The following is a 13,318-nucleotide window of genomic DNA, read 5'->3' as shown; positions in this document are numbered from 1 at the left end:
CCTTCAGATGCCGGATATGCTGGGAATTTTCCGTCCGAAAGTCCATGGCAAAGGGTCGCCCGCGAGGCTATATACCCGCCCATGACCGCCTTCCTGAAAATGCACGGCCTGGGCAACGATTTCGTCGTTTTCGATGCCCGCGACGCTGCCCTCGCGCTGACGCCGGCACAGGCCCGTGGTCTGGCCGACCGCCGCTTCGGCATCGGCTGCGACACGGTGGTGATTATCGGCCCCGGCAGCGCCGAGGCCGACGCGTCTCTGCGTTTCATCAACGCCGATGGCGGCGAGATCGAATCCTGCGGCAACGCCACACGCTGCGTCGCGCGGCTGCTGATGGACGAACGCGGCCTCACCAGTGTGCGCCTTGCCAGCCGCGCCGGTCTGCTCGCCTGCCGCGACGCCGGCAAGGGCCTGGTGGAAGCCGACATGGGCCCGGCCCGGCTGGAATGGAACGAGATTCCCCTGGCCGAGGCGCAGGACACACGCAGCTTCATGCTGCCGCTGGACGGCCAGGCGCTGGCGGTCAGCGCTGCCTCCATGGGCAATCCCCATTGCATCCTCTTCGTGCCCGACGCCGAAAAGGCCCCGGTGGCGGTGCTGGGGCCGAAGATCGAGACCCACACGCTGTTTCCCGCCCGCACCAATGTCGAATTCGTCAGCGTGATAAGCGAAAACCGGCTGCGCATGCGGGTATGGGAGCGCGGCATCGGCATCACGCTGGCTTGCGGCACCGGCGCTTGCGCCGCATTGGTGGCGGCGGCACGCCTGGGCAAGAGCGGCCGCAAGGCCGAAATCGTGCTGGACGGCGGCTCGCTTCAGATCGCGTGGCGGGAAAATGACGGCCATGTGATCATGACCGGGCCCAGCACCCTGGTTTATCGCGGCCAGGTGGATTTGACGAAGTTCGGATGAGCATTGAGGTCCTGACATTCGGCTGCCGCCTCAACGCCTATGAGAGCGAGGCCATCAAGGCCCGCGCCGCCGAGGTGCAGTTGCAGGGTGCCGTGGTGGTCAATACCTGCGCCGTCACGGCGGAAGCGGTGCGCCAGTCGCGCCAGGCCATCCGCCGCATCCGGCGCGAACGGCCCGACGCCCGTATCCTGGTCACCGGCTGCGCAGCGCAGATTCAGCCGGAAACCTACGCCGCCATGGCGGAAGTCGATGCCGTGATCGGCAATGCCGAAAAGCTGCAAGCCGATACCTATGCCGTCTTCGGCCAGGGTGCGCTGCCGCGCCTGGCCGTCAACGACATCATGGCCGTACGTGAAACCGCGCCCCAATTCGTCGACCACTTCGAAGGCCATACCCGCGCTTTCCTGGCGGTGCAGACCGGCTGCGACCATCGCTGCACGTTCTGTGTCATTCCGTATGGCCGCGGCCCTTCGCGCAGCGTCGGGCTGGGCGCGGTGGTCGGCGAAGCGCGCCGCCTGACCGATCTGGGCTTCGCCGAGATCGTGCTCACCGGCGTCGATCTCACCTCTTATGGCGGCGACCTGCCCGGGAACCCGACCCTGGGGACGCTGGCGCAAAAGCTGCTGACGCTGGTGCCGGGGCTGAAACGCCTGCGGCTATCGTCGATCGATTCCATCGAGGCGGATGAGACCTTGCTGCGCCTGATCGCCGAGGAAGAAAGGCTGATGCCGCATTTCCATCTATCGGCGCAGTCGGGCGACGATCTGATCCTCAAGCGCATGAAGCGCCGCCACACACGCGCCGACACGCTGGCCTTCGTCGCACGGGTGCGCAGCCTTCGTCCCGATGCCGTCTTCGGCGCCGACCTGATCGCCGGCTTTCCCACCGAGAGCGACGCCATGTTCGAGAACACGCTGCGCCTGGTCGATGAGGCGGGCTTCAGCTTCCTGCATGTCTTTCCCTTCAGCCCCCGCCCCGGCACACCGGCGGCGAAAATGCCGCCCGTGTCCGGCGCGGTCATCAAGGAACGGGCGAGCCGCCTGCGCGCCGCCGGGGCCGCCGCGAAGGCGCGCCACCTGCAATCGCTGGTGGGCCACCAGACGCAGTTGCTGATGGAACGCGGCGGCATCGGCCGCATGCCCTGTTTCACCCCCGCGAAGCTCGATGGCGTGCCGCACGGCACGTTCGTGCGCGTCCGCCTCACCGGCGTCGCCGGCGACACGCTGACCGCGGAGGCGGCATGAGGACCTTCGGCGAGCCGCCGCCCCCGCCCACATTCTTCGAGCGCCTCAAGCTGGGCTTGGCCAAGAAAGGCGGCCTCTCCGACAGCCTAGTCGGGCTTTTCACCCGCAAGAAGCTGGACGCCGCCACCCTGGCCGAGCTGGAAGAGGCGTTGATCCGCGCCGATCTGGGCGGCGCCCAGGCCAGGGCGATCACCACCGCCATCGCCAAGGGCCGCTACGAGACCGATATTTCCGGCGACGAACTGCGTACCCTGCTGGCGGAAGAAATCGCCCGCATCCTGGCGCCGGTGGCCAAACCCCTGGTGGCCGACGACAGCAAGCGGCCCTTCGTGGTGCTGGTGGCCGGCGTCAACGGCGCGGGCAAGACCACCACCATCGGCAAGATGGCCAAGCGGCTGATCTCGGGCGGGGCGAAAGTGACGCTGGCGGCAGGCGATACCTTCCGCGCCGCCGCCATCGAACAGTTGGGCGTCTGGGCCCGGCGCACCGGCGCCGCCTTCGTTTCCGGCAAACAGGGCGGCGACGCCGCCGGCCTGGCCTTCGAGGCGCTGGAGAAAGCGCGGGCGAACGGCAGCGACGTGCTCTTGATCGACACGGCGGGCCGCCTGCAGAACAAGGCCGGGCTGATGGCCGAACTGGAGAAGATCGCCCGCGTCGTCAAGAAGCTCGATCCCGCCGCGCCCCATGCCGTGCTGCTGGTACTGGACGCCACCACCGGCCAGAACGCCATTTCGCAGGTGGACGTCTTCGGCCAGTCGGTTCCCCTCACCGGCCTGGTGATGACCAAGCTGGACGGCACCGCCCGGGGCGGCATCCTGGTGGCGCTGGCGGCGCGCTTTGGCCTGCCAGTGCACTATCTGGGCGTGGGCGAAGGCGAAGACGACCTGCAGGCCTTTGACCCCAGGGCATTCGCCCGCGCGCTTACGGGGTCCGAGGCGCAGCCGAGGACGGGCGCGCGACCAAGCGCGCCCGGGGATGCCCCCGGGCCAGATGTTGCAGGAGAAGAGGCATGAACCCCCAATTGCGTCGTCTGTTGCTGGACCTTGGTCCGCTGCTCATTTTTTTTGCAGCCTTCAAATGGGGCGGCTTCTTCGCCGCCACCGGCGCCTTCATGGCCGCCATCGCCGTGGCGCTGGTCGCGGGCTGGTGGATCGAGCGCAAGTTATCGCCCATGCCGCTCTTCACCGCCCTGTTGGTGATGGTCTTTGGCGGCCTGACGCTTTATCTGCAGAACGAGACCTTCCTGAAAATGAAGGTCACGGTGCTGTATGTCTTCTTCGCCGTGATCCTGGTGGGGGGGCTGGCCAGCGGCCGCCTGTTCCTCAAATATGTTTTCGCCCAAGCCTTTGAACTGGATGAGATAGGCTGGCGCAAGCTGACCCTGCGCTGGGCGGTTTTCTTTCTCGCGCTGGCGGCGCTCAACGAAGCGGTGTGGCGCAATCTTTCCACCGCTCTCTGGGTGGACTTCAAGGTCTGGGTCATTCTGCCGCTGATCCTGCTCTTCGCGCTGGCGCAAACGCCACTGGTGTTGCGCCATGGCCAGGACGAAGAAAAGAAAAACTAGAGCTGATCGCGCCTGACCGCGCGATCAGCTCTAGTCTTTTGTTTTGTCGCGCAATTTCTCCGAAAACCGCTTCGCACTTTTCGGCTTGCGCTCTGAGACAGAAAACCCATTCTCCCCTCATCGCCGCAACAGCTATGCGGCGCGGCAGGCAACCTACCATTCATGGTGTGCCGCCACGGAACAGACGCCGTCCTCCGATGCGCTTGTGCCACGCCCGCATTGCTCCGCACACGCATCGTGTTCCGCCATGGAATTTGCGCATGGACAAGCGCGCGCAAAACAAGTTTAACATGCGCGGGTATTCACAATGAATTGGCGCCTGAGAAGCCGTCCGGAAGAGACGCAGCTTCGCGCGGCAGCAGGCAGGGGTTGCATGATCAAGGGATCGCGGAAGGCGCAAGGCGGGTTCGACCTGTCGGACGCGCCATCGCACCTGATCCGCCGCTGCCAGCAATATTACGGCGACCTCTATGCGCGCGAGGCGGGCGCGCGCGAACTCACCAAGCAGCAATTCATGCTGCTGGCGGCGCTGGAGCAGAATGACGGCGCCAGCCAGACCGCGCTGGTGGAGATCACCGGCATCGACCGTTCCACCCTGGCGGAGATGGTGCGCCGCATGTTGGAAAAGGGCCTGCTCACCCGCGAGCGCACCGAGGAAGACCAGCGCGCCAACGCCGTGGCGATCAGCGCCAGCGGCCGCAAGGCGCTGCGCAGCGCCCGCAACGCCGCCGACCGGGCCGAGCGCCAGTTGCTGGAAGCCTTGCCGGCGCCCGACCGGCAGAAATTCGTCAAGGCGCTGCGTGAAATCGCCCAGGCGGCGGAAACCCTGGCCGCCAACGGGCATGAGCGGCCGGCGGCGCGGCCCACCCGCAGGCGGCGGTTATCTTAATTCCGATCATGTCATGGCCCGGCTTGCCCGGGCCATCCAAGGATCATCGAGCATCGCTGGTTGCCCTGGATGGCCCACGTGAAGTGGGCCATGACAAAAAAGGCGCAGAGAAGCACCTCACACCACGATATTGATGTGCTGGCCCAACTTCGCGCCCGGCTGGGGCTGCGCCGCCGCCGTGGCTGGCCTGGCGGGCTCCGCCGTCTTGACCGGCGCGGCCTCGAAATCGGGCAGGGAAAATGCCGGGGCCGCCTGGGCCGTGCGCGTGGCCTGCTTGGCGGCCAGCGCCGCCTGGGCGGCCTGCTGCGCGGCAAGAAGATTGGCGGCAGAAATTTGCATCCCCGCACACTGTCAAAACAGGGTTAGCGAAAGCTTAAACGGGGTGGCGGCTCAGGAGCCCGCAGCGGCGTGGATCGCGGGCAGCAGTTCGTTCTTCAGCACGTCCGGCGTCAGGGGGCCGGTATATTTGTAGCGGATGACACCCTTGCCATCGACCACGAACGTCTCCGGCGCGCCATAGACGCCCCATTCGATCCCCGCCCGGCCATCGACGTCATTGCCGATGCGGCTGAAGGGATTGCCGGCCTGGGCCAGGAAGGCGCGAATCTTGTCCGGCGTGTCGCGCTGCACAAAGCCATAGATCTCGAACCTGTCCTTGTCGCGCATCGCGGCAAGCTGCATCAGCACCGGGGCCTCGACATGGCATGGGATGCACCAGGACGCGAAAACATTGACGACGCTGACATGCCCGCCCGCCAGTTCCTTGGGCCCGAAGCCCTGGGTCTGAGCATCCAGCGCCGGCAGCGTCAGGCGCGGCGCCGGCTTGTTGATGAGCGCCGAGGGCAGGATGGTGGGGGCCATGAAGAGGCTGCGATAGAGCACCACCGCCAGCACGATGAAGCCGACCGCCGGCAGGATGTAGATCAGGCGTTTCATTTCTTCTCCAGCGAAGCCAGCCGGGCCTTGGCGGCGCGCCACTGCAGGACGGTCCAGAGCGTCAGGCCGCCCAACGCCAGAATAGTCAGGCCATAGGCCGGCCAGATGAATTCGCCGTAAGGGCTCATGTCGAAATTCATGATGCCTCCTGCATCAGCGAGCGTACCCGCCGCTCCACGATCAGGGTGCGGATGCGCACCAGCCACAGGCAGACGAACAACAGCATATAGAACAGCATCATCAGCAGGAACGGCGTCAGGAAAACGCCCGCCAGATTGCCCGAGATGATGCTTTCGCCCTGATGCAGCGTCGCCCACCAGTCCACCGAGAATTTGATGATGGGAATGTTCACCGCTCCCACCAGCGCCAGCACGGCGCAGATGCGCGCCGCCTTGGTTTCGTCCTCGATGGCGCCCCACAGCGCCGAATAGCCGAGATAGAGGAAGAACTGCACCAGGGTGGAGGTCATGCGCCCGTCCCATTCCCACCAGGCGCCCCACATCGGCTTGCCCCAGAGCGATCCCGAGATCAGGCAGACCGCGGTGAAGGCGGCGCCCACGGGACCGATCTCCAAAGCCGCCAGATCGGCCAGCGGATGCCGCCAGACGATCGACAACAGGCCGCAGGCCCCGAGCGCCGCATAGCCCATCGTCGCGAGCCAGGCTGCCGGCACATGCACATACATGATCCGCACGGCATTGCCCTGCTGCCAGTCGGGCGGCGAGAACCACAACCCCCAGGCGAGTCCCGCGAGGGTAATGAGGAAACCAGCCGCCGCCACCCAAGGCAGAACCCGACCCGATAGTCGCAGGAACCTCCCCGGATTGGCAAAGCGATGCAGATTGCGGCCGGCAGGCCGCGATGCGCCGGGCAGCGATGTGCTGAGTGCTTCCACCTGGTCTCCATAGCGAAGCGCAAGCCGAGTTTGAAGGCGCATACACCTCGTCTAGACTGACAAGCTCATTACAAAACGACAGGATCCGGCAAACCCATGCTCTTCGCGATCTATGCCCTGGACAAGTCCGGCAGCGCCGACCTCCGCGCCGCGACGCGTCCCACCCATCTTGCCTATCTCGATGGGTTCGTCTCCCAACTGCACCTCGCGGGCCCGATGTTGAACGACGCTGGCCAGGCAATCGGCAGCCTTCTCATTATCGAGGCCGAGAATCAGGCCGCTGCCGAGGCCTTGGCCGCGGCCGACCCCTATGCTCGAGCCGGGCTTTTCGACAGCGTGGCGATCCGCCCCTATCGGACGGTCTACAAAGACGGCGCACGGCTGGGCTGAGGCGGACCGATGACCGCCTATTGGCTCGTCAAGAGCGAACCTGACGCCTTCAGCTGGGAGCAGCAGGTCGCTAACCGCGTGGAACCCTGGACGGGCGTGCGCAACTATGGCGCCCGCAACAACCTGAAAGCGATGAAGAAGGGCGATCTCGTCTTCTTTTATCATTCCAACATCGGGCGGGAGATCGTGGGCGTCGTCCGGGTCGCGCGGGAACATTACCCGGACCCTACCGCCGAGAGCGGGGACTGGGCAGCGGTCGACATGGAGGCCGTGGGCCCGATGCCGACCCCCGTGACCCTTGCGCAGATGAAGGCGGATCCGGCGCTGGAGGGCTTCGGCCTGATTCGCCTGTCCCGGCTTTCGGTCGTGCCCGTCAGCGCCGACCATTGGGCGCATATCTGTCACCTGGGCGGCTGGAAAAAGTGAGAAAACGGAGGCGGGTTTCTGCCGCACGGGCAAGGCTGCCACCTCACGAAGATTGACTCCAGGTTACACTGGGGCTAACCCCCCGCCGCATTGCAGCGCCGCAAATAGGCTGATCATCCTGGCGTAAGCTGATCTCCGCGGGCCCCCGGGCCGCTTCCTCAAGGACAGTCAATGGTCGTTCGTGCCTTCATCTTTCCCGGCCAGGGTAGCCAGTTCGTCGGCATGGCCCAGGATCTGGCAGCTGCCTTCACCTCCGCCCGGGACGTGCTGGCAGAGGTCGACGATACGCTGGGCCAGCGCCTCTCCAAGTTGATGTTCGAAGGTCCGGCGGAAGAGCTGACGCTGACCGAGAACACGCAGCCCGCGCTGATGGCCGTTTCGCTCGCCGTACTGCGCGTGCTGGAGCAGGACGGCAACCTGGCCCTGCCGCAGGCGGCCGCACTCGTCGCAGGGCATTCGCTCGGCGAATACAGCGCTCTGGCCGCCGCTGGCGGCCTTTCCATCGCCGAAACAGCGCAACTCCTGCGTCTGCGCGGCAGCGCCATGCAGCGCGCGGTGGCACCGGGCGAAGGCGCCATGGCCGCCCTCCTCGGCACCGACCTCGAACAGGCCCAGTCGATCTGCGCCGAAGCCGCGATCGACCCGGAAACCGAACTGAGGCGGATCGTGCAGCCCGCCAATGACAATGGCGGCGGCCAGGTCGTGATCTCCGGCCACCGGGACGCGGTCGAGCGCGCGATCGAAATCGCCAAGGCGCGGGGCATCAAGCGCGCGATGCTGCTGCCGGTCTCCGCCCCTTTCCACTGCGCGCTGATGGCGCCCGCCGCCGACGCCATGGCGGAAGCCTTGGCAACCGCGACCATCAAAGCACCGACCGTGCCGCTGGTGGCCAACATTTCCGCCGCCAAAGCCTCGGACCCCACTGAACTCCGCAAGCTGCTGGTCGAACAGGTGACGGGCATGGTGCGCTGGCGTGAAAGCGTCCTCGCGATGGCCGAGATGGGCGTCAACCAGTTCGTCGAGCTCGGCGCGGGCAAGGTGCTCTCGGGGCTCGTCCGCCGCATCCTGCCGGATGCGACCACGATATCGATCGGCACGCCGACCGATATCGAAGCCTTTCTGAAGTCGCTCTGAGCGACGAGACCGGAGGAACGGGACTGTGTTTGATCTAACCGGCAAGACCGCCCTCGTCACCGGTGCCTCGGGCGGCATCGGCGGCGGCATTGCCCGCGCGCTGCATGCGCGTGGCGCAGCGGTCGCCCTCTCCGGCACAAGGCGCGAGGCGCTGGAGGCACTGGCGGCCGAACTCGGTGAGCGCGCGGCGGTCTGCCCGGCCGACTTGCGGGAAACGGGCGCGGCCGAGGCGCTTGTCACGGCGGCGGAGGAGGCGCTTGGGCCGCTGTCCATTCTCGTGAACAATGCCGGCTTCACACGCGATATGCTGGCGCTGCGCATGCAGGACGCCGACTGGCAGAGCGTGTTGGATGTCGACCTCTCCGCCCCCTTCCGCCTCATCCGCGCGACGCTGCGCGGCATGCTGAAGCGGCGTGCCGGACGCATCATCAACATAGCGAGCATCGTCGGCGTCACCGGCAATGCCGGCCAGGCGAATTATTCGGCGGCCAAGGCGGGCATGATCGGCATGTCGAAATCGCTGGCCCAGGAGGTCGGCAGTCGTGGGGTCACCGTCAATGTCATCGCCCCGGGCTTCATCCAGACAGCGATGACGGATGTGCTGAAAGACGAGCAGAAGGCGGCGCTTCTCGGCTCCATTCCGCTCGGCCGCATAGGCAAGCCTGAGGATATCGCGGCCGCCGTCGTCTATCTCGCTTCCGAAGAAGCGGGCTGGGTCACTGGCGCCACGTTGCACGTTAACGGCGGAATGGCGATGATTTAGTCTCATCGCCCCTTGAATTGCGGGAGACGCATCCCGTAACGCATTGTCAACCTGCTGCCGTCGTCACTTAACTGCGCGATGCAGTTGGCGGGTCAGGCAAAACCATGCTAAGCGCGCCGCAATCCGGGCTATAACCCTCGGGGCGGCGCGGACTAGGGCGCCCTGGCGGAACAGTCGTCTGGGCGTTATTCAGATCAAAACCACTAGCCGTCACGCAGGAGTATCGAGGTCCATGAGCGAAGTCGCCGACAAGGTGAAGAAGATCGTGGTGGAGCATTTGGGCGTCGAGGAGTCGAAGGTGACTCCGGAAGCGTCCTTCATCGACGATCTCGGCGCCGACAGCCTCGACACGGTCGAGCTGGTGATGGCTTTCGAGGAAGCCTTCAGCGTTGAAATCCCGGAAGACGCCGCCGAAAAGATCAGCACCGTGAAGGATGCGATCGATTACATTGAGAAGCAGAAGGCCGCCTGAGGCCGACTGTCAATGACGCGTTCACGAACCATAGAGCTGCGGCGGGTCGTCGTTACCGGCATGGGCATCGTCTCCCCGTTGGGGATCGGTGTCGACAATGTCTGGAAGCGACTCATTGAGGGTCAGTCCGGCATCCGCGCCATCCAGTCCTTCGACACCGGCGAGTTGCCGGCGAAGGTCGCGGGCGAGGTGCCGGCTGGGCTGAAGGCCGATGGCGGGCTTGACCTTTCCGAATGGATTCCGGTCAAGGACGTCAAGAAGATGGATCGCTTCATCCAGCTCGGGATGGTCGCGGCGATCGAGGCGGTCGAGGATTCGGGCTGGGTTCCCCAGACCGAGGAGGAGCGCTGCTCGACCGGCGTCATGATCGGTTCCGGCATCGGCGGTCTCCAGTCGATCTACGAGGCTTCGGTCCAGGTGCATGAGGGGAAGGTGCGGCGGCTTTCGCCCTTCTTCATTCCATCCGCCCTGATCAACCTTGTCTCGGGCCATGTCTCGATCCGTTATGGCTTTAAGGGACCCAACCATTCGGCCGTTACAGCCTGCGCGACAGGCGTGCATGCGATCGGCGACGCGGCGCGGCTGATCTCGCTCGGCGATGCCGACGTAATGATCGCCGGTGGTGCCGAGGCGGCCGTCTGCACGCTCGGCATCGGCGGTTTCTGTGCCTCGCGTGCCCTCTCCACCGCCTTCAACGACGAACCGGCCAAAGCCTCACGTCCCTGGGACCGCGACCGCGACGGATTTGTCATGGGCGAGGGTGCGGGCGTTCTCGTGCTCGAGGAATACGAGCATGCGAAGAAGCGCGGTGCGAAGATCTACGGCGAGGTTGGCGGTTACGGCCTTTCGGGCGATGCACATCACATCACCGCGCCGGCCGAAGGCCATGACGGCGCCTACCGCGCCATGAAGGCCGCCCTCCGCAATGGCGGGGTCGATCCGTCCGAAATCCAGTATGTCAACGCGCACGGCACCTCCACGCCACTCGGCGATGATCTGGAACTCCAAGCGGTGGAACGCTTCTTCGGTGACCACGCGAAGACGCTCGCCATGTCCTCCACCAAGTCGGCGACAGGGCATCTGCTCGGCGCCGCCGGCGCCATCGAAGCGGTCTTCTCCCTCCTCGCGGTGCGGGACGGGGTGGCACCGCCGACGCTCAACCTGGACGAGCCGAGCCGGCCGAGCGTCATCGACCGGGTTGCCAAAACCGCGCAGGACCGGCCGATCACGGTCGCTCTGTCCAACAGCTTCGGCTTCGGCGGCACCAATGCGAGCGTGATCTTCCGCGCGGTGGACTGACCGCCGCGTGATGTCGCGTCGCCTTCTCGGTCGTTCCGCAGCATGGCTTTTCGTCCTCGTGCTGCTTCTGACCGCGGTCCGGGCGGGCCGGATCTATGTCGATCAGGTCTGGCGCGGACCCGGTCCCCTTTCCCAGAACGCCGACTTCGTGGTGCCGCACGGCACCACGAATGACGTGGGCGAGGCCCTGCACAAGGCCGGCATCGTGGACAGCGTGCTCGCCTTCCGGATCGCCGAGTATGTGACGGACGGCCAGGGCCCCCTGCATGCGGGCGAATTTGCCTTCCCGGCGCGCATCAGCCTCACCGAAGTCTTCCAGACACTCCGTCACGGCCGGCAAGTCGAGCATCACCTGACGATCCCCGAAGGTCTCACCGGCAAGGATATCGCGGCCTTGATCAACGCCGCGCCCGCGATGACGGGCCGCGTCTCCCTTGCCCGCGAAGGGGCGATCCTGCCGAATACCTACGACTACCTCTACGGCACGCCGCGGCCCGTGCTCCTTGCCCGGGCCGAGCACGCGCTCGCCGCCGCCATGGGCAAGCTCTGGCCCGATCGCGCGCCGAACCTGCCCCTCACCTCGCCCGAAGAAGCCATCACGCTGGCCAGCATCGTGGAGCGGGAGACCGCGAAGCCGGAGGAGCGGCCGATGGTCGCTGCGGTTTATCTGAACCGTCTTGCGGCGGGGATGAAGCTGCAGGCCGATCCCACGGTCATCTACGGCCTGTCGGACGGCAGCGGCGTGATGGACCGCCCGCTCGATCATGCCGATCTGCTGACACCTTCGGCTTACAACACCTATCTGAACACCGGTTTGCCACCGGGTCCGATCGCCGCCCCCGGCATCGCCTCGATCCGCGCCGTTCTGCATCCCGCCGATTCAGACGCGCTATATTTCGTCGCCGATGGCCAGGGCGGGCACGTCTTCAGCCACGACTATGCCGGGCAGATGAAGAACGTCGCAAAGCTCCGCAAACTGGACGCTGCCCGGGTGAAGTGACGAGCCGGCGCTCCCGCATCCGTGAGGCTGGCGTACCCTTGCAGTGGCCAGGTTTGGGGCCTTATCCGGCCTCCTGAGAGGCAGACTGCGTGACAGACCAGAAATCCACCGGCCCCACCGCTCAAAGTGAGCGTGATCGCGCGCTTGACGACGAGATCGATACCGAAGCCGGATCCAGTTCCCCTCATCTGGACGAGGAGCAGCAACGCCAGGCAGGCGAGCGCGCGCCACCGGGCGCCATCGTCATCCACGAAATCGTCCGCGAGCAGGGGCTGGACGAACTCGCGCGCTCGGGTGGTTCTCTCGCCTGGTCGGGTCTCGCCGCCGGCCTCTCGATCGGCTTCTCCTTCGTCGCGCAGTCGACGCTGACCGCGATGCTGCCGGATACGCCTTGGCGCCCGATGGTTACCTCCTTCGGGTATGCGCTCGGCTTCCTCATCGTCATTCTCGGCCGTCAGCAACTCTTCACGGAGACCACGCTGACGGCGCTGATCCCCGCGCTGACCCAGCGGACGCGAGCGATCTACCTTCGTACCATGCGGGTCTGGCTGATCGTCCTGTTTTTCAATCTCGCGGCGACCTGGATTTTTGGCTTCATCCTGTCCCGCCCGGACATGATGCCGAAGCCGACAATAGAGGCCATGCATCTCCTCGCCGCCCATGCCTTCGTCGGCCCCTTCTGGCACACTGTGATCATGGCCGGCGCCGCGGGCTGGATCATCGGTCTGATGGTCTGGCTCCTGCCGGCCGCCGGCGCCGCCCAGCCCTTCATCATCATCATCCTGACCTACACGATCTCGCTTTGCGGCTTCCCGCACATCATCGCGGGCTCAGTCGAGTCCTCCTTCGCCGTCTTCACCGGGCAGGCGAGCGTGGCCGACTATTTCGGACGGTTCCTGGCCCCGACCCTGCTCGGCAACACGCTCGGCGGCACGTTGCTCGCGGCACTTCTGAACCATGCACCGGTCGCCGAGCATCTCAGGCTGGTGCGGAAGCCTTTGCCGTAAAGCCGGCGTTATCTATTTGGGCAAGACCTTGGTGCCGTTTGAAGGAGAGGCCTCCCCTGTCGGTGGGATCACCGGCATACGGGATGGCACCGTCGGCTTGATCACCGGCATGCGGCTGATATTGCCGGGGGGCTTGATGACCCCATTGACGGCAGGCTTGGCTTGGATTTCGGGCGGCTGGGTGTCACTCGGGCCGGCTGGGCCGGGCGGACCTGGCGTGGTCGACTCCGGCGTTGTCAGCACCCCGGCCTCGGCCCGGGCCGCGGCAATCGGCATGGCCGTCAGCAAAAGAGCGCAGGCTCCCCATCCCATCCGTGCTCGCAGGCCATTCATGGTTCTGTCCTCCACCTGGGCTTTATCCCGCAGATGGTGTCGCGCCCCCGCTCT

The 13,318-nt window shown here is 65.8% G+C and carries 18 protein-coding genes; 13 read left to right on the top strand and 5 right to left on the bottom strand.

Annotated elements, in window-relative coordinates; all coding sequences use genetic code 11:
• Window positions 1-81: 81 nt before the first annotated feature.
• The 5 genes from dapF to VL752_RS12910 all read left to right on the top strand — a co-directional run bounded on the left by dapF (window position 82) and on the right by VL752_RS12910 (window position 4,609).
• Window positions 82-912: a diaminopimelate epimerase gene (dapF, locus tag VL752_RS12930; RefSeq protein ID WP_325355851.1), complete on the top strand. Its 831-nt coding sequence runs from the start codon at window positions 82-84 to the stop codon at window positions 910-912.
• On the top strand, window positions 909-2,156 hold the full coding sequence (mtaB, locus tag VL752_RS12925) for a tRNA (N(6)-L-threonylcarbamoyladenosine(37)-C(2))-methylthiotransferase MtaB (RefSeq protein WP_325355849.1): 1,248 nt from the start codon (window positions 909-911) through the stop codon (window positions 2,154-2,156). The genes dapF and mtaB overlap by 4 nt, the downstream gene beginning before the upstream one ends.
• Entirely contained in the window at window positions 2,153-3,169 is a 1,017-nt protein-coding gene (gene ftsY, locus VL752_RS12920) for a signal recognition particle-docking protein FtsY (protein WP_325355847.1), read from the top strand. Before mtaB ends, ftsY begins: the two co-directional genes overlap by 4 nt.
• Complete coding sequence (locus tag VL752_RS12915) at window positions 3,166-3,720, top strand: septation protein A (protein ID WP_325355845.1); 555 nt, start codon at window positions 3,166-3,168, stop codon at window positions 3,718-3,720. Before ftsY ends, VL752_RS12915 begins: the two co-directional genes overlap by 4 nt.
• Before the next feature lie 373 nt (window positions 3,721-4,093).
• On the top strand, window positions 4,094-4,609 hold the full coding sequence (locus VL752_RS12910) for a MarR family winged helix-turn-helix transcriptional regulator (RefSeq protein ID WP_325355843.1): 516 nt from the start codon (window positions 4,094-4,096) through the stop codon (window positions 4,607-4,609).
• A 117-nt stretch (window positions 4,610-4,726) separates the two neighbouring features.
• Here the strand turns inward: VL752_RS12910 and VL752_RS12905 are convergent, their stop codons facing one another.
• Genes VL752_RS12905 through ccmC form a run of 4 tightly spaced genes read right to left on the bottom strand, consistent with a single transcriptional unit; the run spans window position 4,727 to window position 6,440 of the window.
• Window positions 4,727-4,948 carry a hypothetical protein gene (locus VL752_RS12905; protein ID WP_325355841.1) on the bottom strand — a complete coding sequence of 74 codons (222 nt, stop codon included), beginning with the start codon at window positions 4,946-4,948 and terminating at the stop codon, window positions 4,727-4,729.
• Window positions 4,949-4,999: 51 nt separating this feature from the next.
• On the bottom strand, window positions 5,000-5,545 hold the full coding sequence (locus tag VL752_RS12900) for a DsbE family thiol:disulfide interchange protein (protein WP_325355839.1): 546 nt from the start codon (window positions 5,543-5,545) through the stop codon (window positions 5,000-5,002).
• Window positions 5,542-5,685: a heme exporter protein CcmD gene (ccmD, locus tag VL752_RS12895; protein ID WP_325355837.1), complete on the bottom strand. Its 144-nt coding sequence runs from the start codon at window positions 5,683-5,685 to the stop codon at window positions 5,542-5,544. The genes VL752_RS12900 and ccmD overlap by 4 nt, the downstream gene beginning before the upstream one ends.
• Window positions 5,682-6,440 (bottom strand): heme ABC transporter permease CcmC, encoded by a 759-nt coding sequence (gene ccmC, locus VL752_RS12890; RefSeq protein WP_325355835.1) that lies wholly within the window; start codon window positions 6,438-6,440, stop codon window positions 5,682-5,684. Before ccmC ends, ccmD begins: the two co-directional genes overlap by 4 nt.
• 96 nt (window positions 6,441-6,536) lie before the next feature.
• On the opposite strand from ccmC, the gene VL752_RS12885 reads away from it, so the two are divergent.
• From VL752_RS12885 to VL752_RS12850, 8 genes are all read left to right on the top strand, one after another.
• A complete protein-coding gene (locus VL752_RS12885; RefSeq protein WP_325355833.1) occupies window positions 6,537-6,830 on the top strand; it encodes a YciI family protein in 294 nt (97 codons plus the stop codon).
• Between the two features lie 9 nt (window positions 6,831-6,839).
• The gene (locus VL752_RS12880; protein WP_325355831.1) at window positions 6,840-7,256 is read left to right on the top strand and encodes an EVE domain-containing protein; all 417 of its coding nucleotides are present in this window, start codon (window positions 6,840-6,842) and stop codon (window positions 7,254-7,256) included.
• Between the two features lie 171 nt (window positions 7,257-7,427).
• Window positions 7,428-8,390 (top strand): ACP S-malonyltransferase, encoded by a 963-nt coding sequence (fabD, locus tag VL752_RS12875; RefSeq protein ID WP_325355829.1) that lies wholly within the window; start codon window positions 7,428-7,430, stop codon window positions 8,388-8,390.
• A gap of 25 nt (window positions 8,391-8,415) precedes the next feature.
• Window positions 8,416-9,153: a 3-oxoacyl-[acyl-carrier-protein] reductase gene (gene fabG / locus VL752_RS12870; protein ID WP_325355827.1), complete on the top strand. Its 738-nt coding sequence runs from the start codon at window positions 8,416-8,418 to the stop codon at window positions 9,151-9,153.
• A gap of 232 nt (window positions 9,154-9,385) precedes the next feature.
• The gene (locus VL752_RS12865) at window positions 9,386-9,625 is read left to right on the top strand and encodes an acyl carrier protein (RefSeq protein WP_158804395.1); all 240 of its coding nucleotides are present in this window, start codon (window positions 9,386-9,388) and stop codon (window positions 9,623-9,625) included.
• Between the two features lie 12 nt (window positions 9,626-9,637).
• Window positions 9,638-10,924 carry a beta-ketoacyl-ACP synthase II gene (gene fabF, locus VL752_RS12860; RefSeq protein WP_325355823.1) on the top strand — a complete coding sequence of 429 codons (1,287 nt, stop codon included), beginning with the start codon at window positions 9,638-9,640 and terminating at the stop codon, window positions 10,922-10,924.
• A gap of 10 nt (window positions 10,925-10,934) precedes the next feature.
• Window positions 10,935-11,924 carry an endolytic transglycosylase MltG gene (gene mltG, locus VL752_RS12855; protein WP_325355821.1) on the top strand — a complete coding sequence of 330 codons (990 nt, stop codon included), beginning with the start codon at window positions 10,935-10,937 and terminating at the stop codon, window positions 11,922-11,924.
• A gap of 89 nt (window positions 11,925-12,013) precedes the next feature.
• Window positions 12,014-12,931 carry a formate/nitrite transporter family protein gene (locus VL752_RS12850; RefSeq protein ID WP_325355819.1) on the top strand — a complete coding sequence of 306 codons (918 nt, stop codon included), beginning with the start codon at window positions 12,014-12,016 and terminating at the stop codon, window positions 12,929-12,931.
• 12 nt (window positions 12,932-12,943) lie between these two features.
• Here the strand turns inward: VL752_RS12850 and VL752_RS12845 are convergent, their stop codons facing one another.
• The gene (locus VL752_RS12845) at window positions 12,944-13,264 is read right to left on the bottom strand and encodes a hypothetical protein (RefSeq protein ID WP_325355817.1); all 321 of its coding nucleotides are present in this window, start codon (window positions 13,262-13,264) and stop codon (window positions 12,944-12,946) included.
• Window positions 13,265-13,318: the final 54 nt, after the last annotated feature.

The sequence above is a fragment of the Acidisoma sp. genome, assembly GCF_035492295.1.
Taxonomy (GTDB): Bacteria; Pseudomonadota; Alphaproteobacteria; order Acetobacterales; family Acetobacteraceae; genus Acidisoma.
Note: the sequence above shows the minus strand (reverse complement) of the source record. Positions and strands in the feature narration are given on the sequence as shown.

Coding starts and splice junctions, on each gene's coding strand:
- dapF (WP_325355851.1), top strand. CDS start 82: ATGACCGCCTTCCTGAAAATGCACGGCCTGGGCAACGATTTCGTCGTT.
- mtaB (WP_325355849.1), top strand. CDS start 909: ATGAGCATTGAGGTCCTGACATTCGGCTGCCGCCTCAACGCCTATGAG.
- ftsY (WP_325355847.1), top strand. CDS start 2,153: ATGAGGACCTTCGGCGAGCCGCCGCCCCCGCCCACATTCTTCGAGCGC.
- VL752_RS12915 (WP_325355845.1), top strand. CDS start 3,166: ATGAACCCCCAATTGCGTCGTCTGTTGCTGGACCTTGGTCCGCTGCTC.
- VL752_RS12910 (WP_325355843.1), top strand. CDS start 4,094: ATGATCAAGGGATCGCGGAAGGCGCAAGGCGGGTTCGACCTGTCGGAC.
- VL752_RS12905 (WP_325355841.1), bottom strand. CDS start 4,948: ATGCAAATTTCTGCCGCCAATCTTCTTGCCGCGCAGCAGGCCGCCCAG.
- VL752_RS12900 (WP_325355839.1), bottom strand. CDS start 5,545: ATGAAACGCCTGATCTACATCCTGCCGGCGGTCGGCTTCATCGTGCTG.
- ccmD (WP_325355837.1), bottom strand. CDS start 5,685: ATGAATTTCGACATGAGCCCTTACGGCGAATTCATCTGGCCGGCCTAT.
- VL752_RS12885 (WP_325355833.1), top strand. CDS start 6,537: ATGCTCTTCGCGATCTATGCCCTGGACAAGTCCGGCAGCGCCGACCTC.
- VL752_RS12880 (WP_325355831.1), top strand. CDS start 6,840: ATGACCGCCTATTGGCTCGTCAAGAGCGAACCTGACGCCTTCAGCTGG.
- fabD (WP_325355829.1), top strand. CDS start 7,428: ATGGTCGTTCGTGCCTTCATCTTTCCCGGCCAGGGTAGCCAGTTCGTC.
- VL752_RS12865 (WP_158804395.1), top strand. CDS start 9,386: ATGAGCGAAGTCGCCGACAAGGTGAAGAAGATCGTGGTGGAGCATTTG.
- fabF (WP_325355823.1), top strand. CDS start 9,638: ATGACGCGTTCACGAACCATAGAGCTGCGGCGGGTCGTCGTTACCGGC.
- mltG (WP_325355821.1), top strand. CDS start 10,935: ATGTCGCGTCGCCTTCTCGGTCGTTCCGCAGCATGGCTTTTCGTCCTC.
- VL752_RS12845 (WP_325355817.1), bottom strand. CDS start 13,264: ATGAATGGCCTGCGAGCACGGATGGGATGGGGAGCCTGCGCTCTTTTG.